Below are 26187 nucleotides of genomic sequence, written 5' to 3' on the forward strand. Positions count from 1 at the left end.
ATATATTAATTAAAGGGCTGAGGGTGATCAAATGCGCTATCTTTCAATCATAATAACAACATGTATTTTTATAGGATTCACTTATTGGATACTACAAAAAGAGGAAATAGATACAACCATGAAATATTTCCCATTTGATTCAAATGTGACATTTACTCAGGCAGAGACAAAACTACATTTCTTAACTGAATCAAATAAAAATATATATCAAATTGATTGGGAATCCATGTCTGAAGTAGATCAACCTGTTTACTTGCGACAAGATATTTCTCTACTATACGTTGACGGCCGATTAAAAGGAATTAAAAGTAAATGGCAAGAAGAAATGCCTATTATAAAGTTAAGAACCACCATAAATGGTGAAGGAAGTAGCCATTATCAAGCAATTTCGTATCATCATGCAGAGGTACACTACCCTGAAGACGTAATTAAGAGTGTGCAAAAAATGTCAAAGGATGAATTATATATATTTGATTCAGCGTATACGCCATTAGAATCGTTTCGAGTTCCAGAAAACAAAAACCAGGAAGAATGGAAAGAGGCGCTAGACCATGCAACGATTCAACAATTACATTTACATTGGAAAAAATTAATTGACTATTTTCAACTACCCATGGATGCCTATCATTATGTTCCGTTAACTGTTATTAGCCAATATGAAACAACACCGATTCCAAATTTAACGATTGAGGAAACACAGAAAGTAATCGCACAGCTATGGGAAGGATTGTATAGTAACTACATCCTTCCTTATGATCAAACAAATTCAACCGTTAATAGTTTTGTTCCATTAGTCTTATTTGATAAGAAGGGCACTCACTTACGAGTGTTATACCAAGATCAAAATGGAGAGAAAAAACAGTTAATTCAATATTATGATTCTTCAAATGTTTCTTGATAAAGCGATGTGAAGGTTTCATTATTAGGACGTAATTCAATTGCTTTTTCTAGTGCCGTTTTGGCTTTTTTCAATTCCTTTCGATCAAGGTAAATCAATGCTAAATTATAATGCGCTTCAGGAATTTTATTAGGAGCAATCCGCACTAACTCTTGTAAATCAGACAATGCATTAGATGTTTGCTCTAAATAAAGATAGGCATAGGAACGATAAAACAATAATTCTGCTTGATATTTGTTAGGTTCTTGTTCTAGAGCTGTTGTAGCTGTATGAATGATTAACTCATAGTCTTCTTGTTGTACGAATTCATTGATGCGTTGTAATTGACGTGAAATTTCAAATTGATTCGCTTTCTGTTGTACCGATTCATTTGACAAACCATAATCAACAACTAAAAAAGTTAAGCTAATGGTTACCATTGTTGCGGCAATTTGCTGAAATGATTTTTTCTTTTTTGGAAAATATACAATTGCAGCAGCAAGAAAGCCACCTAATAATCCACCGATATGAGCACCATTGTCAATTTGAGGAACAACAAGTCCAAATATTATATTGAATAAAATGACACCTATCACATTCCATCCCATTGTTTGAAAAAAGATCCTTTTATGATTTATTCCAAAATACAACAATGCACCAAACAAGCCAAATATTGCTCCAGATGCTCCTGCTGCTACTTGTGGACTAAATGCAAAACTTGTAACTCCACCTACTATACCTGCAATAAAATAAATAATGAAGAAACGTGTATTACCATAGATTCGTTCTACAACTGTACCAACAACATGAAGTGCAAGCATATTCATCATTAAATGCAACAATCCAATATGTAGAAACATCGAAGAGACAATTCGCCACCATTCTCCTCTCAAGATAGCGGGATTATACTTAGCTCCATATTCAATTAGCACTTCAGTATCTGTACTTCCTCCTTGCAGTTCTAGCCACAGAAACATAAGAACGTTTAATCCAAGTATGACATAGGTAAACAAAGGTTTACCGTATTGAAACACTCTTTGTCTATCTCTTTGTTGTTTATTATAACTCGTGACTAACTTAGCACGTAATTGCTGGGTCATACGCTCTTGTTCCCAAATATTTTCTGGTGATTCTATTTGTATTTGATCTATTTCTAATGCACGGAAAAATCTACTTTGCTCCAGTTGCCGATTTTCTTTATCTATATAAAAAGTTTCAATCTCTTTAAATTTATGATGGCGTAACTTAGAGGGGTATTTTAGATCTTCCCAATCATCTACAGGAGCGTATTGAGAGACGTAGACATTGTATAATTTAATATGACGCCCTAAGAAATGTGGGGCAAGTTTTTCACTTTGATAAATCGTATGTTTATAATCTGCTTTTAATTGGTTTTTCCAATCAAATCCAGATTGTGTTAAACGTATAACTTGATTTTCGTATCTATTTTTTCTTTGTAACCATACTTCTGTTTGACTCTTATGTATGTATACTATTTCAAATTTTTCATGGTCAACTAAGTGATTGACTAATTGATAAAAATAAAATAGATTGTCTATTTGCATCCTACCTCCCCCTTTTAACTACCTTACAACTATTGTACCATTAACCAATATAATAAAAGAAGGAAATGCATGAAAAACATCTCCTTCAGACTCCTTTATTTTGTTGGTTGAAATAGATCAGATACCACTTGTTCTCTTACTAAAGGTAGTCGCATACCTATTGCTACGATCATTTTTCGAATAAGGGTGATTGCCAAAAGTGAATTAATAATTTTATATCTCTTACTAAAAAGCAACGCACCACCAAAAGCTAGGCCAATGATCCACCAAGCATTACGCATATTGATCGCTTCCTTCCATATTTTTATTCTACTATAGCTTTCCACGATCAAGCTAAATTATGAGCATACAATTAATTCATTAATTGAAATATCAAATGGTTCAACAGGAATGGAACGAATTAATTGTTCAGACCATGCTAAAGAAATGGTAGTTCCCTTAAAATTTTCTAAAAAACGGTCATAATAACCACCACCATGACCAATTCGATAATGATTGTAATCAAAAACAAGTCCGGGGACAATTACTAAATCAATACAATCAGATGAAATCTCTATCGTCTGATTAGGGTCTGGTTCTTGTAATTGGTAGTAAACTGTTTCTAGTTGGTTAAAGTCTTCTAATTGATAAAATATTAAATGCTTTTGTTTAGGATAGCATTTGGGAACGACAACTTTCTTCCCTTGTTTCCAAGCTTCTTCTATTATTGGTTTTGTATCCCATTCGTAGCCTTGTGAAATGGTTAAACCAATAATTTCAGCTTGATTCCAATCTGGAGTAACCCACAATTTGCTATACAATTTTTCTTGAATTATTTGCTTTTTTTCCTGAGATAGTTGTATAAGCTTTTGTTTCGTTTCTTCGCGTAAAACGGATTTCTGATTGACCATTCCCTTTCCCTCCCCATTTATCACTTAATGAATACAACTTAATAAAATGCAAAAAAACCCTCACCTAAATCGGTAAGAGTTTTATTATCGTACTATTTTGTTTCACGATGAAGCGTATGTTTTTTCAAACGTGGACAATATTTTTTCAATTCCAAACGTTCTGGGTGTTTACGTTTATTTTTTGTAGTAATATAATTGCGATCACCAGTTTCAGTGCAAGCAAGTGTAATATTTACGCGCATCATTATCCCTCCAAACTGTTCAACTATCTTCAATTTAAAAATATCATCTTCAGACTTATTTATATTATCAAATCTACCAAAATAATTCAAGCATATCTGTAATGTAATCAGATATTTTTCTAATATATTGTTCTGATTCGACAAATTGTGTTATAACTAAGGTTGAAAAGAAACGGGAGGGGACAGTTTGTGTTATTCGCATTAATTAGTATAGGCGTTGTTGCTATTGTTTTAATGATAGTATCTTTTTTCGTTAATGATCGTTTTAAACAAATAGAAAATCAAGTAGAACAAATTTCTCTAACAGCATTACAAGATACTTATCAAATGAAAAAAAAGATAAAAATCTTAGAAGAAGAGCTTTTGACAGATGAGATAACCAGTTTAGATTTACAAAAACCCAATCTAACACCCACAATGAAACGAGTTACACAAATGTATGAATCGGGCGAGTCAATATCTAATATTGCCAAATTAACAAACTTAAGTGAGTATGATGTTTATACTTTAGTTAAACAATTCTCTAAAGATAGAGGCGTTAAGCAATGAAACAAATATTACGCTCATTTGCAGCCGGATTACTGACAGCAACTCTAATTTTAAGTGTGATTTATCTTATCGAAAAAAATGAAACAAGTCAAAATAAAGAAAATACGTTAACAACCAATCAAATGAAACAAGCGCTTGAAACACAGGGATATATCATTTCAGCTGATTCAGATGTGACTCAAAAAGAAGATGAGCATTATGAGACAGAGAAAGAATCGGACAAATTAAATGAACCAGTGGTGGAAGAAAACAACCAAAATAGCGAACCAGAGGAAGTACGTATTTTTACGCTGACCATTGAACCGGGTATGACTATTTCTGAAGTAGCAGAAAAATTAGTTCATGCTAAAATTATACAAAATAAAAATGCTCTCACTACCTATTTACAGGAAAATAATTATGCAACGAACATACAAATTGGTAACTTTGAATTAACAAGTAAAATGAGTATCGAAGAAATATCTAATACAATTGCCAATCAAAACGAAAGCAGCAGGCTAGGACAATCCTAACCTGCTGCTTTCGTTTTATTCGTTTAAATCTAAGGATTGCCCTTTTACTAAATACATAATATTTTCAGCTATATTTGTTAAATGATCTCCAAATCGCTCAATGTATCTTCCACTGAATGCCATTTGCATAATTAATTGAATCTTTTGGGGATTTGTGGCCGTTTCTTCTAATAGCTCTTTTAATACATTTGCATACATGCCATCGATTAAATCATCTAATTCAGATAATTTTTTAGCTAGAGAAATATCCGCTTCCCGATATGATTCTATTGCTAAATCTATCATACGAATAGCAACTTCACGCATTTCATCGAGTGCTGGGTGAATCGTTAAATCATGCTTCTCACCTAAATGCAGCGTTGATCGTGCAATATTTTTTGCATTATCCGCCATTCGTTCTAAATCTGACGCCGTACGAATAGCGACAATTAATTTGCGCAAATCAGAAGCTACGGGTTGTTGGCGTGCAATTAAAAGAATAGATGTTTCATTAATATCTAAATCAATTTTATCTAATTCTTTATCTGCATCAATTACCTCTTCTGCAGCTTTAATATCTGCTTGATACAAAGCAGTTACAGAATCATTCAGTTGTTTTTTTGCTTTTTGAGCTAATAAAATAACTTTATTCTTTACCTCTTCTAACTCCAATTCAAATTGCTCTCTTGCGACCATTGGATTACGTGCCCCCTTCTACCAATTTCTCTTGAATTAGGTATGACAACCTTTAAAGCTTGCATCACTTCTAGCCAAAACGCCCTGTGATATAATCCTCTGTTCGTTTATCCTTTGGTGTTGAAAACAACGTATTTGTATCTGAAAATTCAACTAGTTCCCCGTTTAACAAAAAGGCTGTATAGTCAGAAATACGTGCTGCTTGTTGCATATTGTGTGTCACAATTACAATAGAATAATCTTTTTTCAATTCTTGAATAAGCTCTTCTACTTTCAATGTTGATTTTGGATCAAGTGCGGAAGTTGGTTCATCCATGAGTATGACGTCTGGTTCAATTGCCAGGCACCTGGCGATACATAGACGTTGTTGCTGTCCTCCTGATAGACCATACGCATTTTCTTTTAAACGATCCTTTACTTCATCCCATATATACGCACCACGTAAACTTTTCTCTACAATTTGATCAAGTATTTTTTTATTTTTTATACCATGAATTTTAGGTCCATATGCAATGTTCTCATAGATCGATTTAGGAAAAGGATTTGGCTTTTGAAACACCATTCCAACATTTGTTCTTAACTCTTCCACTTTAAATGACCGATCTAAAATATTTTTATAACGATACGTTATTGTTCCAGATGTTTTTACACCTTGCACTAACTCCACCATACGATTTAATGTTTTTAGATAGGTTGATTTTCCACAACCTGAAGGGCCAATGATTGCTGTTACTTTCTTTTCATATATTGGTAAATTTATGCTTTTAAGTGCTTGTGTTGAATTATACCATAAATTTAAATCTTGCGTATGAAATACTACTTTGTTATTTTCTTTGTTTGTATCGTTCATTCTATCTGCATTGTGATTCATTTGTTTATCCTTCCCTTTCTTCTCTATTACCAAGCTCATCGTCTCACCTCAATTAATACCTTTGTTGGAATTTATTACGAATAATAATTGCTACTGAGTTTAATAAGAACAACATAACAAGCAATACGATAATTGTGGCTGAAGCTAAGTAAGCATATTCATCAACTAAAGAAGAATCAATTGTCCAGTAGTAAATCTGCATTGGTAAAACAGTAAATTTATCAAAAATCCCACCCGGGAATGGCAGTAACAATGCAGGAATCCCTAACACAACTAGTGGCGCCGTTTCACCAATAGCACGAGATAATGCAAGAATGGTTCCAGTTAAAATACCCGGTAAAGCCGCTGGTAAAATAATGTTTTTAACTGTTTGCCATTTGGTAGCTCCCAATCCATAAGAAGCCTCACTAAAATGTTGTGGTACTGCGCGAATTGCTTCCTGACTAGAAACAATAACAATTGGTAAGATTAACAATGACATCGTCAAACCACCAGCTAAGACAATATTTCCAAAATCAAGTGCACGAACGAAAATGGTCATGCCTAAAATACCATAAACAATAGATGGAACACCTGCCAAATTCGCTATATTCGTTTGAATGATTTGTTGAAAACGACCTTTTGAAGCATATAATTCATTATAAATGGCTGTACCTATACCAAGAAACATGGTTACAGGTACTACAACAGCCATTAGCCACAACGTTCCCAATATTGCCCCCATAATTCCTGCTCTATCTGGGTTTGTAGAAAGTTTACCTGTTAGAAAATTTAAATCAATATAACTTATCCCTTCTGTTAGCACACGTATAATTAAAACAGCAAGAACAATCAATCCAAATAATGTAGCTAAGAGAAATACTGATTTTAAAATATTGTTTAATATCAACCTTGTCCCCATTTTATTTTTAACTTTTTCCGCATCTATATATTTCATCTAATATTCCTCCTTGAAACGCTTGGAGATATATCTAGCAATAATATTCATTATTAAAGTAAATACAAACAATGTCATTGCAACAGCATATAAACTATAGTAAATAGTGGAACCTGCTGGTGCATCTCCACCTGAAACTTCAACAATATAAGCAGTCATTGTTTGCATCGATTGTGTAATATCGAATGTAAAATTTTTCGAACTTCCACTGGCAATGGTAACAATCATGGTTTCCCCAATTGCTCGAGAAATCCCCAGTACAAAGGAGGATATAATACCAGACAAAGCAGCTGGAATAATGACACGAAAGGTTACTTCTAATTTAGTTGCCCCTAATGCTAATGCACCTTCTCGCATCGCATTTGGAACAGAACTCATGGCATCTTCAGATAGTGATGCAATCATTGGAATAATCATAATTCCCATTACAATACCCGGACTAAGGATATTAGTTGCTTCTAAACCAGGAATGATCTCTCGTAATAATGGCGTAACAAAAGTAAAAGCAAAGAACCCGTAAACAATAGTTGGTATACCTGCTAATAGCTCCAACATTGGCTTTAAAATCCTTCGTACGCGATCTGTTGCATACTCACTCAAATAAACTGCTGTCATTATTCCAATTGGTCCAGCAACTAACATTGCGATAATCGAGGAAATAATCGTTCCATTAATGAGTGGCAGAATACCAAACTCAGGATTTTGACTTAGTGGTTTTAAAATGGTTCCAGTAAAGAATTCAGCAACAGAAACACGTTGAAAAAATTCAAACGTTTCAGTCACTAGCGTTACAACAATTCCGATCGTAGTTAAGACAGATACTAATGCAATCAGTAATAAAAATTTAGGTATAAATTTTTCACCAATTGCCAATAAATTTTTTGAGTTTTTATTTTTTTCTAGTAATTTTCTTACTTGAACTGTGCTTTCTGTATTTACATGATTATTAGCTTTCATGTCTTACCCCCCTTTACTACTAGCAACAAGAAGAGAGCCACAACCCTCTTCTTTACTTACTAGCATCTTGCTTATTTTTTTATTGTAATCCTTCCAAGAAATCCAGATATGCTTGTACCTCTTCTTCTGGTATAGGAGCAAATCCAGTTTCACCAGCAAATGTATTTACATTGTTCATAACGAATAATGCATAATCTAATACTTGTGGCTTCTCTTTCGCATGGTTTACATTTAAATAAGTGAATACAGGTCGAGTAAAATCTGCATAGGCTCCATTTTCATCTATAGTGTCTAGAGAGGGTTCCACTGGTCCTTCACCAAAGTCAACTTTTACAGCTTGTAAAGAATCTTGGTTGTTCACATAGTAACCAAAGCCAAAGAAGCCAATTGCATTTGGATCTTGTGAAATTAATGTTACTAATGTGGAGTATTCTTGTTGTAATTCAATATCCGATACAAGATCTTTCTCTTCCATTATACTTTCATAGAAAAACTCATACGTTCCATGATTTTCATTTGGTCCATAAGTGTTTATTTTTTCGTTTGGCCAATCAGGGTTGATATCTGACCATTTGGTTACACCACCATCAGCCTTGAAAATATTTATTATTTCTTCTGCGGTCATTTCAGTTGCCCAATCGTTATCAGGGTGAGTGACAATCGTTAATCCATCAAGTGCAACTTTTAATTCCTTCACTTCCATTCCAAGTTCTTCTGCTCTTGCTGCTTCTTCCTCTTTCATTTGCCTAGAAGCATCATTGAAATCTGTACCATCTTCTGTTAAGAACTTCTCAAATCCTGCGCTAGTTCCAGAACGTCCTACCTCTACTGATACATTTTCTTGTTCTGTTAGCATGTATTCTTCTGCTAGGCGAGCCATTAAAGGATATACCGTACCAGATCCATCTACAACAACGCTTCCTTCTAATTCTTCTTGATTTGTTGTATCATCTGAGTCTTCTGAACTGGTATTATCACTGCCACATGCAGCTAGGAACGCGATTGTTAGTACGATTAATAATGCAAATCCAATCATTTTCAATTGTTTCATCTTATTATCCCCCTAATATTTTTTTAAAGGCTTTACTTTCTGCCACACCCCTATCATAACGATTAAGTTTTAATTTATAGTTAAGCGAATGTAAAGAATGTGTAAATAAATTTTGTCAAAAAAAAAAAGAGAAAAAGCTTTATTAGCTTTTCCTCTCTTAATATTGTTATTCATTCGTGTCTTCTGAATTTTCTTCAGTTATATTTTTTTCTTGATCTTCTTGATTACGCTGTTCTTTTAGTTCAAAATATTTTTTAATAATTCGATTTCCAATATTGTGATGAATACCATTTTGATCATTTCCTGTTCCTGCTCTAGGAACAACAATAGCAAAAGCAACCTCTGGTTCATCATATGGTGCATAACCAACTAATGTAAGATTATATGTTTGTTCTTGTAACTCGCCATCCTCATACACGTCATTCTGAGCAGTACCTGTTTTAGCAGCTACTTTATATGGATTGTTGCTCCAATGTCCGCTTGCAGTTCCTTGAGTCACTACTCGTCTAAAACCCTCTTGGACACGATCAATATAATCCTGTTTCATAGAAACTCTATTTAGCACATTCGTGTCAAACGATTCCACTACTGGACCCAACGTTTCTTTTGATCCATTTGCTTGACGGATTTCTTTCACCAAATGCGGTTGGACTCGATATCCATCATTAGCTATCGTCGATACATATTGCGCTAATTGTAAAGTAGTATAGGCATCATACTGACCAAAAGATAAGTATAATAAGTTCCCTGCCTGAGGGGACGAACCTATAATTCCATTTGATTCATAAGGCAAATCAATACCTGTTTCCACACCTAAACCAAATTGGCTATAATAATTGCGTAAGGTCTGAAAAGCACCATAATCAAAATTACGCAATGGTTTATTGTATTGGTAATTAGCACTTGCTAAGCGAATCGCAATCTTGGACATATAAATGTTCGAAGATTCTTGTATAGCTTCAATATCTGTTATACGTCCCATACGTTTCCATGAGTTGATTTCTTGTGTACCAGCTATCTTGATTGGTCGGTCATCAATGACTGTACCCGGATCAATCACACCAGAATCTAATCCCGCCAGAACAGTTGCTCCTTTTATGGTTGAACCTGGCATATTGTTGTTATAAATGGTCCGATATGCTTCATCACGAATTTCATTAGTTTCCCTATCACGATGTGCACCTGACATTGCCAATACTTCTCCAGTCTGAGGGTCCATCATTACAACAAGCGCATCCTCCAGATATCGGTTTTCAGAAGGATTCGATTTATAAAAACGTTCTAGTTCTTCTTGTGCAATCTTATCGACCGCCTGTTGCAACTTAATATCAACTGTTAAAACCAAATCATCTCCACTTTTACCTTTTACAACCGTTTCTTGCCCGATAATCTCATTACTATTGTTAGTAGTAAATTCAATTACTTCCTTTTGTCCTCGTAAAACACTCTCATATTCCTGTTCTAAGCCACTTGTTCCAACTCGATCATTTCGACTATAACCTCTTGTTAAATAATACGCTTCATTTTCCAGTGGAATTCCTTGATCTGTCGATGTAATATTGCCGATAAAGGTTGAAAAAGTATCTTCAACCTTAGATACTCGATTCCAATCAATCGTTGCATCAATGCCTTCTAATTCATATAGATGTTCAGATACTAATGCATATTCCTTCTCTGTTACATTTTCATTTTTAATAATATGTGGTGTAAACTCTCTGGCTGCATCTAATTCTTTCTTTATCGCAACAATGTTCAAGAGGTCAGGATCTGTCCAATCATATTCGTTATAATCTTCTTCAGTTGTCTTGTCTAACATCGCTTGGTATCGATCACCAGCATCCATATCTTTTTCTTCTTCCGTTAACCGTTCTCCAGCTTCTTTGGCATGAAATAGATACCAATATTCTTTTTTATCTCTTTCTCTAACTAATGAGGCTAATTCTTCTTCATCCTCAGCCATTGTAATATATTGTGCTAGCTTTCTTGCTAATGTTAATCGCTTTTCTGCTCCGTGTCCATTCTTCGGTGGTGTATAAGTAATCGAAAGGGTGGATTCATTATCTAAAATTAATTGATGATGTCGATCAAACATTAGACCTCTTGGAACAGAAAGATTGGCTTTTGTACTCTCTGTCTCATCAATTTTTTTTTGGGCCTCTTCTCCATTTAGTATTTGAACAACACCTAATTGCAAAATCAATAATGAAAACAACACAAAAACAAAAATAAATAATATATTTAAACGAAAGGGAATTTGTGGTTTATTCTGTTTTTTCTTACTTTTCCCCATTATATTTTTCCCCCTAATTGTATTCAGCTAAAGTTAGTATAACACGTCATTCACCTATTTTCATGGGACATTATATCCTCTTTTACATTTGACATCTCATTTTCTGATGAAAATGGGAGTGCTATATCTTTAATTAAAAAGTAAACGAGAAAATGTCCACACCCTAAGACCAATAACACAATAGGAATAATCGTTTCTGGAGCTGCAAATTGAATACTTATAAGAAAAATGATAATAGAACTTACTCTCCCAATATTAAGAAACATTTCTCTGACAACAATATATTCAATACGCATTTCTTTCGCTTTCCAGCTTTTACCTATTACATCATAAGTAAGAGAGACATAGGGAACAGTAAATAACGGATAGGCAATACCAATAATAGCACCATACAGTAACAAAATCGTATAATTCAACTTAAAGATAATAATAAAGATCGCTAAGAATAATGTTATTCCACCAAATAGAATAGAACGTTTTCTCATATGGGGTTTAACGAAACGAGTGGCTAAATAATAACATAAAAATGAACATCCAGAAAAAACTAGATTAAAGGTACCTAACGCTAATTCACTACCAGTTGCAATAAAAACCCAAATCGAAATAACAAAAACAAAGATGCCTTCTCTTAGCCCTTGAAGTATGTGAGCATATAAGATACGAGACCAATCCTTATTATTTTTCCTTTCTTTCAAAATTCTCACAAAATAAAATTTACCTTCTGCAGAGCGTCGTTTAATAAAGAAACTGCACGTTACAGCGCCAATAAATAACAAGAAGGAAATAGTAAAGATAACCGTATATCCTTGACTATTATCCCATTGTGCAATAATGTACCCAGCAAGGACGGGTCCAACCATTCCACCAAAAGATTGCATTAAACCTAGAAACCCATTAAAAAAATCTCTAGTTTCTGGTTCAGTAATTTCAAATGTCAACACGTTAAATGCTAACCAGTACAAACCATAGCCTATACCTAATAAGCTTCCGAGTAACATATTATAAGTAGCAGCTTTCTCACCAACAAAAAGTACAGTTAAAAAGAAGATGGCTAATGCGCTAACTCCCAATCGCAAAACTAATACTCGGTCTACTTTTTTTGCCATTTTTCCACCGATAATAAAAGTAATAGGTTGTAGAATATAAACAAACATGTTGTAAACAGCAATTGAAACATAATCATTTGATTGCTTCCACAAATATATATTTACAAAAGTATTTGACAGAAAAATCGCAAGTGCATACAGACCACCAATGGTTAACAATAACTTAAGATCTCTATTCACTTCCATATCACCAAGTAGGATATTTATATATTTTTTCTTCATAATCTGTCTCCTTTATGTTCTACTGTTATTGTGAACAAAAGAAAACAAGATATGCAGAGACTGTCAATCAAAAAAAGAAGCTAAGGAAAAACCTTAGCTTCTTTTTTGATTGAATTATTTTGCTTGTTGATATAATTTTTCTACCTCATCCCAATTCACAATGTTCCAAAAAGCTGAGATGTAATCAGGACGTCTGTTTTGATATTTAAGGTAATATGCATGTTCCCAAACGTCCAAACCTAAAATTGGTGTTTTACCTTCCATTATTGGACTATCTTGATTTGGAGTACTTGTAATCTCAAGGCTACCATCGTTTACTACTAACCATGCCCAACCTGAGCCAAAGCGTCCAGTTGCTGCAGCTTTAAATTTCTCTTTAAACGCATCAAAGCCTCCGAAAGTCTTATTGATATCAGATGCTAATTCACCTGTTGGTTCACCACCACCATTTGGTGATAATAGCGTCCAGAATAGTGAATGGTTTGCATGACCACCACCATTATTACGTACTGCTGTTCGAATAGATTCTGGTAAAGCATTCAAATCAGCGATTAATGCATTTAGTGACTTATCTTGTAGGTCTGCATGCCCTTCTAGTGCTGCATTTAATTTTGTTACATACGTGTTATGGTGTTTCGTATGGTGAATATTCATTGTTTCTTTGTCAATATGTGGTTCTAACGCATCATATGCATAAGGTAATTCAGGTAATTCAAATTTTGCCATAATTGATTCCTCCTTAAATAGTTATGTAAGAAAAACGTTCACAAAATTTTCGTTTTTCCTTCATACTAATCGTAACAAAGGTACATTAGTGTTGCAATTTATATGCTTGGCTTATATTATGCACCCCTTAGATACCCTGTTAGTTTGTATTTACTTATTCCTGTTTTAATAAACTTATCTTTTAAACATTGTTTTATTGCCTTTTTCTCTCTTCAGTTGCATATATTTCTCAAAATGATCTTTTTTTATACATAAATGTGACCAAACTTTGTATCTTATAATGATTAATGGAGCAACCTATTACAGTTGCCATCTACTATATGTTAGGCATGATCCATACAGTACTTTGTCGTCGGTATAGCCATTAAACGCTTGTGATGAATCTCTGTACCACAAACTCTACAATTTCCATAAGATCCTGAATCAATGGCTAGTAAGGCTTCATTCACTTCCTTTAATTCTTCTTGCATATGACCTTGTAAAGCTAAGTCTTTTTCTATTTCAAATAAATTCGATCCTTGATCTGCAGGGTGATTATCATAATTTGACAATTCATTATCTACTTGTTCCTGATGCATATCATTAATAGATGCCTGTTGAGATAATAACTTCTGGAGTTTCTCTTTGCGATCTCTTAAAAGCTGTTTTGCTTGTATAAATAGCTCTTCACGTATCATAAGTTTTATCCCCTTTTACTATTGAACTTTTGTTTGTATATTTCCATTTTCTATATTTGTTAAACATTTGGTATTTTGTCAATTGAAACGGAGAACAAATAAACGAATAAAAAACAAAACACGTCCTAAAGCAGCTTAACTGCTTTAGGACGTGAACGAAAAATTTCAATTGACTATTCAGACTCACCAACGTCATTTGACGTAGAACCACAAAAAAAGACAAGCAAATGTTTTTGCTTGTCTTTTGGATGGCTCGGGACGGAATCGAACCGCCGACACACGGATTTTCAGTCCGTTGCTCTACCGACTGAGCTACCGAGCCAAAAAGTAACGTTTAATATGTATAAATGGCGGAGGAGGAGGGATTCGAACCCCCGCGGGCCGTGAAGCCCCTGTCGGTTTTCAAGACCGATCCCTTCAGCCGGACTTGGGTACTCCTCCGTAAATAAAACAATGGTGGACCCTGCAGGATTCGAACCTGCGACCGATCGGTTATGAGCCGATAGCTCTAACCAACTGAGCTAAGGGTCCAAGTTATATATGGGGCGACCGGTGGGAATCGAACCCACGTATGCCGGAACCACAATCCGGTGCGTTAACCACTTCGCCACGACCGCCATAGAACATTGTTTTTATTAAATTATAAATGGTAGCGGCGGAGGGGATCGAACCCCCGACCTCACGGGTATGAACCGTACGCTCTCGCCAGCTGAGCTACACCGCCATTTGGCTCCACAGGTAGGATTCGAACCTACGACCGATCGGTTAACAGCCGATTGCTCTACCACTGAGCTACTGTGGAATAGTATGTATAAAAGCTTAATCTCTTAAGCGACGATATATAATATAACATGTATTTTTTAAATCGTCAATATGTTTCTTGAAAATTATTTTGGCAACAAAAATAATATAGCATGTACACGTTGAACATTCAAGTGTTTTTTTATATTAAGGGCTATTTTTTTAAAAATAGCCCTTTTATCATTTCATTTTTATTGTTGATCTGACACCTTTTCTTGCAATACTTCTTCTGCTATATTTACAGCATGATCCCCTATTCTCTCTAAATTACTAAGAATATCAACAAATACAATACCAGCTGCACCAATACATATCCCTTCATTCAAACGAATAATATGTTTCTTACGGAATGTACGCTCCATTTGGTCAATCTGATTTTCTTTATGGACCACTTCTAATGCAGACTCACGATTCATATCACCTAACGATTGAATTGCTTGTTTTACTGTAATTGCTGTAAGATCGAACATTTCATTCAAATCAATTTTTGCTTGGTCTGTTAGATTAATTTTATTTGATATTTTATACTGAATTAACTCTATAATATTCTCAAAATGATCACCAATGCGTTCTACATCTCTAACTGAGTCTAATAGTGCTGTGTGTTTTGCACTTTCTTGATCAGAGAATGGTGTCCCAGATAATTGGACTAAATAATGTGTTATTTCTCTGTCTAAATTATTTAAAGCACCTTCAATTTGCATAGCTAACTCAGCATGTTTCTGATTATGAGTATTTAAATATTGACTAGTTTCTACTAATCCTTTGTGTGCATATTCTCCCATATGAAGTACTTCTTCTTTTGCTTGATCTAATGCAACAGAAGGAGACTGTTGAATAAAAATCGGATCTAAATGTTTAGGTTTGTACTCTACTAAAACATCTTCTCCTGGAATTAATTTGGTCACTAACAAAGCAAGAGCTCCAATAAACGGAAATTGCATAACGGTATTCGTCACATTAAAAGTACCGTGAGCAAATGCAATAGTCATTGGATCATTTAAACCTAATTGTGATTGTAAGAACATAACTAAATCAGTAAAAGGACCAATTAAAACAATAAAAACAGTCGTACCAATTAAATTAAAAATAACATGTGTGAACGCAGCACGTTTAGCAGCAATTGTCGCGCCAATAGATGCTAATACAGCTGTAATTGTTGTTCCGATATTATCCCCAAATAAGACAGGCAAGGCTGCTTTAAGTTCAATTGCATTACTACTAAATAACTCCTGCAAAATACCAATTGTTGCACTAGAGCTTTGCACAACAAAAGTAAAGATTGTTCCTATAACAACTCCTAATACAGAGTTATCACTCATACTTACCGTTAAATCTTGAAAAGCCTGTACCTCGCGTAACGGTGACATTCCAGCACTCATTAATTCTAATCCAAAGAACAATGCACCAAAACCGAAGACTGCTTGTCCTAAATAGTTTATTCGATTATTTTTAAAGAAAAAGATTAAAAACGATCCTACTGCTAAAATAGGTAAAGCATACTGTCCAAGGTCTATACCAATAATAAACGCGGTAACAGTCGTACCAATATTCGCTCCCATAATGACACCGATGGATTGGCGTAAGGTCATAAAACCAGCATTAACTAAACCGACAGTTAAAACCGTTGTACCTGAACTACTTTGAATTAATACAGTTACAATAATACCGGCTAATACACCCATAAACGGGTTACTTGTAAAACGATCAAGAATTTCTTTAAGCTTATCTCCTGCTGATTTTTGAAGACCTTCCCCCATAGACTTTAAACCTAATAGAAAAATCCCTAAACCACCAACAAATTCAAAAATCAGTGTTTGCACATCAATCTGCATGGATTCTCATCCCTTCGTCATTAAATATCTATTTATAAAAAACATCTCTTATATTATTAATGAACTATGAAGCAATTGTAAAGTTTTTTAAGAAAAATTTACACTAAATTTACACAATGATCGTGCTTTTTCGACATAAACTTGCATAACATGAAAATAAAGGTATGCTGTTTACCTTTATTTGAAAAATACCCATTTATCTATATGCATTTTATGTAAAAAAATCGCTTCTGAAAATAGAAGCAATTTTAACCTTGTTTGTATAATTTATCAACTAATACTTTCGTCCCGTCTACTTGTTTTACTACAATAGGTGTACCTTTTTCTATCCATTGTCCATTTGAAACAGCACTGTAATCTTCATTATCAATACGTATTGTTCCTACTGGACGCATAGCGGTTATTGTAACCCCTTCCTTGTCAATTAAAGCTTTATAAGAACTATTCATTGTACTATATCCTTGTTCTTCTGTAAGTTGATCTAATAACGCTAACTTCCCCCACATCTTTCTCTTATTAAATACTTTTAGAAAAGATAATGAGCTGATGCCTCCTACAAGTACACCACTAATAGCAAATACTCCCGCTGTCCAATTTGGTGAACTTAATCCTACTGACAATATCATACAAAGCACACCTATCGTTGCTAATGTACCATCATTTATGACTTTACCATCTACAATTATTAGGAATATTCCGATCAAATAAATAATAAGCATGATGATAAACATACTTGGCTCTAAATAATTTAAAAAATAAATGGTAATAAATCCAAATCCTAATATTGCAAAAAAACCACGCATATTAACTAATAATTCACCTATTAAAAATAGTGTACCCAATCCTACAATTACAAAGCTTATCCAACTGATATCTAAAAACATACTTTGCATCACTCCTGTAGTTTCTCTTACTTATACGTACGAATAAAAACAAAAAATGTTTCAAATCATTTTTTTAAATGAGGGGATTTCGATGAATAGTCTTTATAAATTATCTTTTACTATTCTTTTGTTATTAGTGATATATAGCGTGAAAATTGATTTATCAACAGATCCCTACTTTAATCATAGCACAACTATTCCGGAGAACAACAAGGAATCAGTGGATGAGTCAAACTTTACTGTCGTTTCTTACAGAATGAAACAAGGTGATACGTTTATAAGTGTAATAGATCAATTAAATCCCAATTTACATAAATTTGATATAAAAAAAATTAAAAATGATTTTGAATTATTAAATCCTCAAATAGGCATTTCACAACTCCAAACAGGTGCCTATTATCTTTTTCCTGTTTATTAGAAATTTAAAAGTGTATAAATAAAACTACTTTTATTTAGGTTCTCTGTCAAATGTGGTGGTGTGGTTCTCGCTCCACCATCTCTTTTATAAAAAGTTTATTATAAGCAATGCTTGTACCTAAACCGCAGGGGAAATACACTCGCTTTCCGCGGGCACGGCCGAAGCTAACTTGGTAAAGAAATTCACTTTACCAAGTGGATCTTCGGTCTCGTGCTGTTCCCGCTGGAGTCTCGCATATTTCCTCTGCTAAGCCGCTTTTATGCTAAATGCTTGTTACCTTCTGAGCCTTAATAAAATAGAGAGCACCACTACATTTGGTATAGATCCTTTATTTATACATAAAAAGGTGGTACTTACCAACAATGCATTGGTAAGTACCACCTTTATTCTTAATTAATTTTGTCCCAACTTATACCATTGGAATAATAAACAAGGTGATAATAAATGACAGTGCGCCGATAATAATTGCTGTATTACCTAGCGTATCTGCACCTTTTCCTTTTGCAATAAATCCAATGATTATTGCACCTACACTCAGAAAAACTGGCAAGATAAACAATGAGGCAATTGCCATAACAAGTGCTAACCAGCCAAAGCCCGTTTGTACATCAACCGCTGCTTTTTTATCCGGATCTGGAGTAATCGGCTGTTGCAAATCATTTGCAGTAAATTCCTGTGCAAATTCTTCATCATATCCAGTTTGGTGTGAAATGGGTGTCACTTCTTCCATCTCATCCTCTGTGTAAACTGGTGATTTAACATGATTGTCTTCACCGAATTTTGGCGCATCCTCGATATGGTTACTGCGATGTCGTCCATTATTTTGTTCCATTTAAGACCCTCACTTTCCAATCGTTGAGGTGCCTTTATAGTTTATGATTATTCTTTTATTTAACTACTTTTAATTTTTGCCAATTAGTTTGCAAAGGCAACTGTTCGATGGGTTTCTGCATTGGACTGAATTTTAATTGCGTAATTACTTTTTGCTGAACCGTTTGCTTGTTTATAAGCTTCCATTCCTGCCATTCCTCTATGATATGCTGTTAAAGCTTCATTCCAATCATTATATTGTTGATGTAAAAAATCTAAATAAACGATTGATAGCTTTATGGAATAATACGGATCAAATAATAATTCATCATCATATGGTAAGTCAGCCATGTTCGCTATCCATGGTGCTGTATTTTTCATAAACTGAGACATACCATAAGCATGTCCGTACTTCGTTTCTGGTCCTACTAATTTAGGATCGAAAGTACCTCCTGTTTCAACTTTTAATAATTCGTAGATTAAATAAGGATCCAGTTCATGTTTTTTGGATTCATTTACTAAATAAATTCCCCATGATTTCTTGAAAGCACCCTCACTATCGTTTGAGAAGCTTGTAGCTATATTTTCTAACTCTCCCCAAGTTGCATAATTCATTTGATCTGACTTTATGGTTTTTGGTTTACTAAAATTAATTTCTGACTCTAATTTTTGCGTTTGTAGTGAAAGCTGTTCGTTTTCTTTTGTAAGCGCGTCAATCTGTGTTGAATATTGTTTTAAAGATATTAATAATATAATTACCGTTATTGATACTATGCCTAAAAGCGCAACAGTGAAATCTTTACGCATCAATCGCACTCCTTTCTTTATCATTGTTTCTTCTTACAGCTTGTTATCCTAACGCAGAATTGAATTTATTGCAACTAATACACACTTTTTACGTTAGCATGCATAGATTATATAAGATGAAAACAACAAGGATTAACTATAGAGAAAATAATTAATAGGAGTGTTCTTTATGCAACCATTTGTAAAGCAGATGATTGAAAAAAAAATAAAAAGTTTGTCTGCTGTAGAGTTACTTAATTATGCTGAACAGTATCAAATTAGCATAACATCACAACAAGCCAATATGATTGTTGACTTTCTCCATTCAACTAATCTTAATCCTCTTTCAGATTCTGATCGTTTGAAAATGTTTAGGACACTCGCACAAATTACTGACTTAAATACAGCTAAACAAACACAACGATTATTTAATCAATTAATTAAGCAATATGGTGTGGAAGACTGGTTTTCGTAATAAATACTGCTTCATTTTAGAAATGATCTTAATAACATAAATAAAAATGCAGCCTACATTACAGTAGCTGCATTTTTACTATTGTTTAAGAATTTTTTGTTTCAAATCAGAGTCAAAATGATTGGCTTTTAACATTTCTATTTCAAATTGATATGGTGGCTTTTTATTTTTCTTATCTTCACCAACGTAAGGTGTCTCCAATATTTTAGGTAAGTGTGCTAGCTGTTTATGATGCACGATATAGTGTAATGCATCATAACCAATATGACCAAATCCTATATTCTCATGTCGGTCTTTGTGAGCTCCCATTATATTTTTACTATCATTAACATGCACAACTTTCAATCGATCTAATCCAATGATACGATCAAACTCATCTAATACGCCATCAAAATCATTGACAATATCATAACCCGCATCATGAACATGACAGGTATCCAAGCAAATGGACAACTTATCATTGCGTGTTACACCATCAATAATTTCCGCAAGCTCTTCGAAGGTTCTACCTACCTCAGATCCTTTGCCCGCCATTGTTTCTAATGCAATTTGCACATCTTGGTCTCTTTCTAACACTTCATTTAATCCTTCACTTATTTTTGATATTCCTTTATCTGCCCCTTGTCCAACATGTGCACCAGGATGAAGTACAATTTGTTTCGCACCAATAGCTTCTGTTCTTGCAATTTCATTCTGCATAAAAGAAACACCTAATTCGAAGGTTTCTTTTTTCGTTGTATTCCCTAAATTAATGATATATGGTGCATGCACAACGATATCTTCTATACCATTTTCTTTCATATGCGCCATGCCAGCTTCAATATTTAAATCTTCAATTGCCTTTCTTCTTGTATTCTGTGGTGCACCAGTATAAATCATAAATGTAGTTGCACCATAAGAAGCTGCCTCTTCACTTGATCCTAACAGCATTTTTTTTCCACTCATAGAAACATGTGAACCCAGTTTCAAACTTGACACCTCTTCCCTTTTACTTAAACTAATTTTCACAATCTATTGCATATCTTTATTTTTTGTATTTTTTCTTGTTTAACTGCTTTTTAATTTTATTATGTTGGTATTTCATTTTTTTCTTATAACCTGGCTTTACTTTTTTTCGTTTTTTTACTTTATTCCACGCTTCTTTATCAACATCATGGCCTTCTTTCTTGCGTTGCGTACGTATATCCCAAGCTTTAACCTCACGCCATTCGCCTTTGATAATATCATAGTTTGAAAATGTTAGGCCACGTTGTGTTAGTATCTCTATTAGCTGTTTATCATCATCGGTATACAAATTTATTGCTGTTCCTTCCATACCTGCACGAGCTGTTCGACCAACACGATGGATATAAAATGATTCTTCTTTTGGCATCTGAGCATTGATGACATGACTAATACCTTTTATATCTATCCCTCTTGCCGCTAAATCAGTAGCAACGATGTATTGATATTTTAATGCTTGAATGTCTTTCAACATTCTCTTTCGCTCTCTCGGCTTCAATCCTCCATGTATTATCCCAGTGGTTAATCCCTTCTCTTGTAGCTCTTGATGGAGTTTATTAGCGGCTTCTTTACCATTAGTAAATATAATAGCAAGGTAAGGATTAATTAACTTAGCAATGTTAGTAATCACATCGGAAATTTCACGATGGCGTAGCGGAATAAGCCGATGCTCAATTGTCTCTGGCGCATAATGATCATTTATATGAAAGTAAGACGGATTAGACATATATTTTGTTAGAAACGGTTGTAATCGCTCTGGAATAGTGGCCGAGAAAACAAATAGTTGAATTTTTTCGTTTGCTCGTACAAGCATCTCATCAATTTCTTGAATAAGACCAAGATCAAGCATTAAATCTGCTTCATCTACTACAAATGATTGAGCAGAATAGATATCCAAAACGCCCTCTTTAATTAAGTCCAGAATTCTGCCTGGTGTTCCAATTACGATTTTCGGTTGATTATTTAGTTTTTCAATTGTTCTTTTTTTATCTGTACCACCAATAAATAACTTTGCATCTATTTGGTCACCACATTCTGCATAACTGATCAATTTTTTGGTTTCATTATATATTTGAGTTGCTAATTCTCTTGTCGGTGATGTAATCACAAATTGTACTTCTTGCTTATCTAAGTCTAATTGATTAAATAAAGGGATAAGAAAAGCATGTGTTTTTCCTGAACCAGTATGTGATTGTCCAATAACATTTTCCTTACGTAAAGCGGCAGGAATGACTTTTTGTTGAATTGGTGTTGGGGCTTTAAATTCTAATTGGTCAATTACATCCTGCATCCATTCCTGTAGATTATATTGTTTAAATTGATGATTTTTCATTTTTTAACTCCTCTAAATTTCTAATCCTTACTTAATTAAAACATTTTTATATAAATTTAAATGGTTCTGTGTTGCTTTCTGAAGCAATCAACTTAATTGGTAATTTCTTTTCTTCTAAATAAGTGATAACACTTTCGATCATCACCTTCTCCACATGGTGCCCTGGATCGATGACTGTTAACCCCATCTCCCAAGCCTCTTGTGCTTCATGAAAAGTCAGATCACCAGTGATGTAAACATCTGCTCCCTTTCTTTTTGCATGAGAAATAAAGTCTTCACCACTTCCACCAAGGACAGCTACCTTCTCTACTTTTTTATCAACGTTACCAACTACACGAAGTCCAGATACTTTTAGTTTCTCTTTAATCAGTTTACAAAAGTCGGACATTTCCATTGGTTGATTCAAGCAACCTATTCGTCCAATACCTATTATTTCACCGGGATTATCCAAGGCAATTAAATCGTATGCTGGTTCTTCATAAGGGTGTGCGGCAAGTAATACTTTTATAAAAAAATCTTTTTTTGAAGATGGGATAATGGTCTCTAATTTTACTTCTTTTACTTTTTCCTCTTCTCCTAATGTACCAATGTATGGATTTGTACCCTCTTTTGGAACGAATGAACCAGTACCTTTTTGAGTAAATGTACAGTGACTGTAGTTGCCAATATAACCTGCACCATTGTCTCCTAAAGCTTTTTTAACTTGCTCAAGATCCTGCTCAGGTACATAAGTGACCAATTTCATTAGTCTTTCTTGACCTGAAGGAACTAATACTTTGGTATTTTTGATATCTAGTCTATGTGCCAACATATCACTTACCCCACCGAATGCTATATCTAGATTGGTGTGCGCAGCATATACTGTTATATCATGTTTAATTAACTTTTCAATCGTTCTTCCTTTCGCTGATTCTATGTTGATTTGCTTTAATGCATTAAATAATAGGGGATGATGTGCAATAATAAGATCAATTCGCTTTTCAATCGCTTCATCAACTACATTTTCTAACACATCTAAGGTAACCATTACATTATTGACTTTTTTATGTAGTGAACCTATTTGCAAACCAACATTATCCCAATCATAAGCGAGTTCCTTGGGTGCCCATTCTTCTATCATTCGAATGATATCTTTAGCAACAATCGATTTAGTCATGTGTTAAAACCTCCTCAATCATTTGTATTCTTGTCTGAAACATCTCTATCTTTTGGTGATTAACTTCCTTTGCTTGATTCATTTGTTTGATAATACGTTCTAACTTTCTTTTCTCTGATTCCCATTTTTCTATAAATACAGCATTCTTCTCTCTTATTAAATATGGACCAAATAGTAAAAGGGATTCCTGACATTTTCCATCATAGACCGATGTGGCATTTCCTCTATCAGCAACCAATATCTCATAAATGTGCCCATCTTCCTTTATTATTTCTTCGGCAACAAGTCCATAATTATTCTGATAAAACCACTCTCTTACGTCTGTCGCATCCACATTAGGTTGGACAATAATACGCTGTATATCAGCCAGTTGATCTTGTCCTTTTGTTAAAATGGAGCGAATTAATGTTCCTCCCATTCCCGCAATAACAATTTGATCAACGTTGTGATTACTGATAACTTCTAAACCATCGCCTTTTATTACCTGTATCCGATCACTTAAGTGACAATCTGCAACATGTTTTTTTGCACTTAAATAGGGGCCTTCATTTATTTCACCAGCTATTGCAATAGCGTCTTTATCCTTAGAACATACATAACAAGGCAGATACGCATGATCACTCCCTACATCAACAAAATTAGCTTGATTAGGTAAAAAATTTGCAACAAGTTGCAAACGCTTCGAAAGTACTTTATCATTCATTCTCTAGAACTCCTTATTTATCTGTTCATACCATCTAAAAAGAATATATAATTAAACTAAAAATGCATCCAACAAAACCAACACTAATTAGGAGTATACTTTTTTTTCTAACTCCAAGCAATACCCAAGCAAACAACTGCGTCATTGCAACAACACTAATTAAGTCTTGTTGCTTTATTAATTGTTGTAAAACTCCAATAGAAACAATAAGAACCGTTAGCAATAAAATAAAAAATGAAAACGACTCTGATAATTGTAATTTTTTCCTAACAACACAATAGATACCAAAACTTAACAATATCATTAAAATTCCAATAGAAACTTGCAAGTTGATCTTGAAATGAGTAGAATATAATACAATAAATGTAATTGGTAAAATAAAAATATTGACAGTAATGATTAACACATGTAACAACCGTATTTTTGGTGCATCCATCATACTAGCATTATCTGCTTTTATATGATCCGCATCTCCTTGTGTATATAATGCTAACAAGAAGTTACAGTATTTTTCTGGGAGTAAATGGTTTGATTTCCAAGATTGAATTTCTTTTATAATAATTGAATTTTTTTCGTCTGACATGGATGAACACCTCAGTTTTGTTTGCGAAATTTACAAATAAAATTCAGAAAATAATATATAAAAAGACACAGTCAACATGCCCAACCAATTTAAACTAATTGGAAGCAAGCGACTGAGCCTTATGTTTACTTTTCTATTCGAGAAAGTCTTTTAAACGTTTACTACGACTAGGGTGGCGCAGTTTACGTAGTGCCTTCGCTTCTATTTGTCTGATACGTTCACGTGTCACGCCAAAAACCTTACCGACTTCTTCTAACGTTCTGGTGCGTCCATCGTCCAAGCCAAAACGCAATCGTAGTACATTTTCTTCTCGATCAGTTAAAGTGTCCAATACATCTTCTAATTGTTCTTTTAATAGCTCATAGGCAGCATGATCGGAAGGAGAGGTAGCTTCTTGATCTTCAATAAAGTCACCTAAGTGTGAATCATCTTCTTCACCAATTGGTGTCTCTAAAGATACAGGTTCTTGTGCAATTTTTAAAATTTCTCGTACCTTTTCTGGCGTTAGCTCCATTTCTTCTCCAATTTCTTCAGGAGTTGGCTCACGACCAAAGTCTTGTAATAATTGACGTTGCACACGAATTAATTTATTTATTGTTTCTACCATATGAACTGGAATACGAATGGTTCTTGCTTGGTCTGCGATTGCTCTTGTTATTGCTTGACGTATCCACCATGTTGCATACGTACTAAATTTAAAACCTTTTCGGTAGTCAAATTTTTCAACAGCTTTAATTAAACCCATATTTCCTTCTTGGATTAAATCTAAGAAGAGCATACCTCTTCCAACATAACGCTTAGCAATACTCACAACTAAACGTAAATTAGCTTCTGCTAAACGTCTTTTTGCTTCTTCATCACCTTGTTCAATCCGCTCTGCTAAATTAATTTCTTCTTCAGCAGAAAGCAAATCTACTCGACCAATTTCCTTTAAATACATGCGAACAGGATCATTAATTTTTATACCTAGAGGTACACTTAGATCATTTAAATCAAATTCTTCCTCTTTTGCGATTTGTTGCATGCTAGGGTCTTCTTCAGAATCACCTATTATTTCTATTCCTTGTTCACTTAGGTACTCATAATATTCGTCCATTTGCTCTGACTCTAATTCAAAGTTAGCTAAGCGTTCAGCGACTTCTTCATATGCTAATACGCCTCTTTTTTTACCTATTTCTAACAATTGTTCTTTTGCTTGTTCTAGTGTCAGTTCATTTTCTTTTGAACGTGATGGCTTGTTATTTGCCATGAGTC

The 26187-nt window shown here is 34.1% G+C and carries 28 protein-coding genes and 6 tRNA genes; 5 read left to right on the forward strand and 29 right to left on the reverse strand.

Annotated features, from left to right (window positions below):
* The first annotated feature begins 31 nt into the window (after positions 1-31).
* A complete protein-coding gene (locus BN1058_RS05350; protein ID WP_090853945.1) occupies positions 32-898 on the forward strand; it encodes a hypothetical protein in 867 nt (288 codons plus the stop codon).
* Here BN1058_RS05350 and BN1058_RS05355 read toward each other — a convergent pair.
* The 4 genes from BN1058_RS05355 to rpmG form a co-directional block, all read right to left on the reverse strand.
* Positions 874-2442, reverse strand: coding sequence for a rhomboid family intramembrane serine protease (locus BN1058_RS05355; RefSeq protein ID WP_090853948.1), 1569 nt, complete (start codon positions 2440-2442; stop codon positions 874-876). The genes BN1058_RS05350 and BN1058_RS05355 overlap by 25 nt on opposite strands.
* A 95-nt stretch (positions 2443-2537) precedes the next feature.
* Positions 2538-2723, reverse strand: coding sequence for a hypothetical protein (locus tag BN1058_RS05360; RefSeq protein ID WP_090853952.1), 186 nt, complete (start codon positions 2721-2723; stop codon positions 2538-2540).
* A 57-nt stretch (positions 2724-2780) separates the two neighbouring features.
* Entirely contained in the window at positions 2781-3332 is a 552-nt protein-coding gene (locus tag BN1058_RS05365) for a 5-formyltetrahydrofolate cyclo-ligase (protein ID WP_090853955.1), read from the reverse strand.
* A 92-nt stretch (positions 3333-3424) separates the two neighbouring features.
* Positions 3425-3574, reverse strand: coding sequence for a 50S ribosomal protein L33 (rpmG, locus tag BN1058_RS05370; RefSeq protein WP_090853958.1), 150 nt, complete (start codon positions 3572-3574; stop codon positions 3425-3427).
* A gap of 189 nt (positions 3575-3763) precedes the next feature.
* On the opposite strand from rpmG, the gene BN1058_RS05375 reads away from it, so the two are divergent.
* Positions 3764-4123 (forward strand): helix-turn-helix domain-containing protein, encoded by a 360-nt coding sequence (locus tag BN1058_RS05375; RefSeq protein ID WP_090853961.1) that lies wholly within the window; start codon positions 3764-3766, stop codon positions 4121-4123.
* A complete protein-coding gene (locus BN1058_RS05380) occupies positions 4120-4635 on the forward strand; it encodes an endolytic transglycosylase MltG (RefSeq protein WP_090853963.1) in 516 nt (171 codons plus the stop codon). Before BN1058_RS05375 ends, BN1058_RS05380 begins: the two co-directional genes overlap by 4 nt.
* Before the next feature lie 15 nt (positions 4636-4650).
* On the opposite strand, the gene phoU is transcribed toward BN1058_RS05380, so the two are convergent.
* The 17 genes from phoU to BN1058_RS05465 all read right to left on the reverse strand — a co-directional run bounded on the left by phoU (position 4651) and on the right by BN1058_RS05465 (position 17667).
* On the reverse strand, positions 4651-5310 hold the full coding sequence (phoU, locus tag BN1058_RS05385) for a phosphate signaling complex protein PhoU (protein ID WP_090853967.1): 660 nt from the start codon (positions 5308-5310) through the stop codon (positions 4651-4653).
* 70 nt (positions 5311-5380) lie between these two features.
* Positions 5381-6220 (reverse strand): phosphate ABC transporter ATP-binding protein PstB, encoded by an 840-nt coding sequence (pstB, locus tag BN1058_RS05390; RefSeq protein WP_090853970.1) that lies wholly within the window; start codon positions 6218-6220, stop codon positions 5381-5383.
* A gap of 13 nt (positions 6221-6233) precedes the next feature.
* A complete protein-coding gene (gene pstA, locus BN1058_RS05395; RefSeq protein ID WP_090853973.1) occupies positions 6234-7118 on the reverse strand; it encodes a phosphate ABC transporter permease PstA in 885 nt (294 codons plus the stop codon).
* A complete protein-coding gene (pstC, locus tag BN1058_RS05400; protein ID WP_090853975.1) occupies positions 7119-8075 on the reverse strand; it encodes a phosphate ABC transporter permease subunit PstC in 957 nt (318 codons plus the stop codon).
* Positions 8076-8154: 79 nt separating this feature from the next.
* The gene (locus BN1058_RS05405; protein ID WP_090853980.1) at positions 8155-9126 is read right to left on the reverse strand and encodes a PstS family phosphate ABC transporter substrate-binding protein; all 972 of its coding nucleotides are present in this window, start codon (positions 9124-9126) and stop codon (positions 8155-8157) included.
* A gap of 166 nt (positions 9127-9292) precedes the next feature.
* Positions 9293-11416, reverse strand: a complete 2124-nt coding sequence (locus BN1058_RS05410; RefSeq protein ID WP_090853983.1) for a peptidoglycan D,D-transpeptidase FtsI family protein — start codon at positions 11414-11416, stop codon at positions 9293-9295.
* A gap of 50 nt (positions 11417-11466) precedes the next feature.
* Positions 11467-12744, reverse strand: coding sequence for an MFS transporter (locus BN1058_RS05415; RefSeq protein ID WP_090853987.1), 1278 nt, complete (start codon positions 12742-12744; stop codon positions 11467-11469).
* A 114-nt stretch (positions 12745-12858) separates the two neighbouring features.
* Positions 12859-13470 carry a superoxide dismutase SodA gene (gene sodA, locus BN1058_RS05420; RefSeq protein ID WP_090853990.1) on the reverse strand — a complete coding sequence of 204 codons (612 nt, stop codon included), beginning with the start codon at positions 13468-13470 and terminating at the stop codon, positions 12859-12861.
* A gap of 323 nt (positions 13471-13793) precedes the next feature.
* Positions 13794-14147, reverse strand: a complete 354-nt coding sequence (locus tag BN1058_RS05425; protein ID WP_090853993.1) for a TraR/DksA C4-type zinc finger protein — start codon at positions 14145-14147, stop codon at positions 13794-13796.
* 249 nt (positions 14148-14396) lie between these two features.
* Positions 14397-14469 (reverse strand) — tRNA-Phe (locus tag BN1058_RS05430).
* A 26-nt stretch (positions 14470-14495) separates the two neighbouring features.
* Positions 14496-14588, reverse strand: a tRNA-Ser gene (locus tag BN1058_RS05435).
* A gap of 13 nt (positions 14589-14601) precedes the next feature.
* A tRNA-Ile gene (locus BN1058_RS05440) sits at positions 14602-14678 on the reverse strand.
* 10 nt (positions 14679-14688) lie between these two features.
* A tRNA-His gene (locus tag BN1058_RS05445) sits at positions 14689-14764 on the reverse strand.
* Positions 14765-14794: 30 nt separating this feature from the next.
* Positions 14795-14871: transfer RNA gene (locus tag BN1058_RS05450), tRNA-Met, on the reverse strand.
* A gap of 3 nt (positions 14872-14874) precedes the next feature.
* Positions 14875-14949: transfer RNA gene (locus BN1058_RS05455), tRNA-Asn, on the reverse strand.
* Positions 14950-15139: 190 nt separating this feature from the next.
* Positions 15140-16783, reverse strand: coding sequence for a Na/Pi cotransporter family protein (locus BN1058_RS05460; RefSeq protein WP_090853997.1), 1644 nt, complete (start codon positions 16781-16783; stop codon positions 15140-15142).
* A 248-nt stretch (positions 16784-17031) separates the two neighbouring features.
* Positions 17032-17667, reverse strand: coding sequence for an NfeD family protein (locus tag BN1058_RS05465; RefSeq protein ID WP_090854000.1), 636 nt, complete (start codon positions 17665-17667; stop codon positions 17032-17034).
* A gap of 91 nt (positions 17668-17758) precedes the next feature.
* Here BN1058_RS05465 and BN1058_RS05470 point away from each other — a divergent pair, with 91 nt between their 5' ends.
* Positions 17759-18085 carry a hypothetical protein gene (locus BN1058_RS05470; RefSeq protein WP_090854004.1) on the forward strand — a complete coding sequence of 109 codons (327 nt, stop codon included), beginning with the start codon at positions 17759-17761 and terminating at the stop codon, positions 18083-18085.
* Positions 18086-18494: 409 nt separating this feature from the next.
* Here BN1058_RS05470 and BN1058_RS05475 read toward each other — a convergent pair whose 3' ends face one another.
* Both BN1058_RS05475 and BN1058_RS05480 read right to left on the reverse strand, forming a co-directional pair.
* Entirely contained in the window at positions 18495-18917 is a 423-nt protein-coding gene (locus BN1058_RS05475) for a type III PLP-dependent enzyme domain-containing protein (RefSeq protein ID WP_090854007.1), read from the reverse strand.
* 83 nt (positions 18918-19000) lie between these two features.
* Positions 19001-19702: a transglycosylase SLT domain-containing protein gene (locus BN1058_RS05480; protein ID WP_090854010.1), complete on the reverse strand. Its 702-nt coding sequence runs from the start codon at positions 19700-19702 to the stop codon at positions 19001-19003.
* Between the two features lie 169 nt (positions 19703-19871).
* Between BN1058_RS05480 and BN1058_RS05485 the strand changes: the two genes are divergently transcribed.
* Positions 19872-20156, forward strand: coding sequence for a DUF2624 family protein (locus BN1058_RS05485; RefSeq protein WP_090854013.1), 285 nt, complete (start codon positions 19872-19874; stop codon positions 20154-20156).
* 78 nt (positions 20157-20234) lie between these two features.
* On the opposite strand, the gene BN1058_RS05490 is transcribed toward BN1058_RS05485, so the two are convergent.
* The 6 genes from BN1058_RS05490 to rpoD all read right to left on the reverse strand — a co-directional run bounded on the left by BN1058_RS05490 (position 20235) and on the right by rpoD (position 26182).
* Positions 20235-21125, reverse strand: coding sequence for a deoxyribonuclease IV (locus BN1058_RS05490; RefSeq protein ID WP_090854016.1), 891 nt, complete (start codon positions 21123-21125; stop codon positions 20235-20237).
* Between the two features lie 55 nt (positions 21126-21180).
* Complete coding sequence (locus BN1058_RS05495) at positions 21181-22491, reverse strand: DEAD/DEAH box helicase (RefSeq protein ID WP_090854019.1); 1311 nt, start codon at positions 22489-22491, stop codon at positions 21181-21183.
* A gap of 46 nt (positions 22492-22537) precedes the next feature.
* On the reverse strand, positions 22538-23647 hold the full coding sequence (locus BN1058_RS05500; RefSeq protein ID WP_090854022.1) for a Nif3-like dinuclear metal center hexameric protein: 1110 nt from the start codon (positions 23645-23647) through the stop codon (positions 22538-22540).
* Positions 23640-24350 (reverse strand): tRNA (adenine(22)-N(1))-methyltransferase, encoded by a 711-nt coding sequence (locus BN1058_RS05505; protein WP_090854025.1) that lies wholly within the window; start codon positions 24348-24350, stop codon positions 23640-23642. The genes BN1058_RS05500 and BN1058_RS05505 overlap by 8 nt, the downstream gene beginning before the upstream one ends.
* 34 nt (positions 24351-24384) lie before the next feature.
* Positions 24385-24933, reverse strand: coding sequence for a hypothetical protein (locus BN1058_RS05510; protein WP_090854028.1), 549 nt, complete (start codon positions 24931-24933; stop codon positions 24385-24387).
* Between the two features lie 133 nt (positions 24934-25066).
* Positions 25067-26182: an RNA polymerase sigma factor RpoD gene (gene rpoD, locus BN1058_RS05515; RefSeq protein WP_090854030.1), complete on the reverse strand. Its 1116-nt coding sequence runs from the start codon at positions 26180-26182 to the stop codon at positions 25067-25069.
* Positions 26183-26187 lie beyond the last annotated feature (5 nt).

Origin of the sequence: Paraliobacillus sp. PM-2 (assembly GCF_001368815.1) — a bacterium.
In the GTDB taxonomy this organism is placed as follows: Bacteria; Bacillota; Bacilli; order Bacillales; family Amphibacillaceae; genus Paraliobacillus.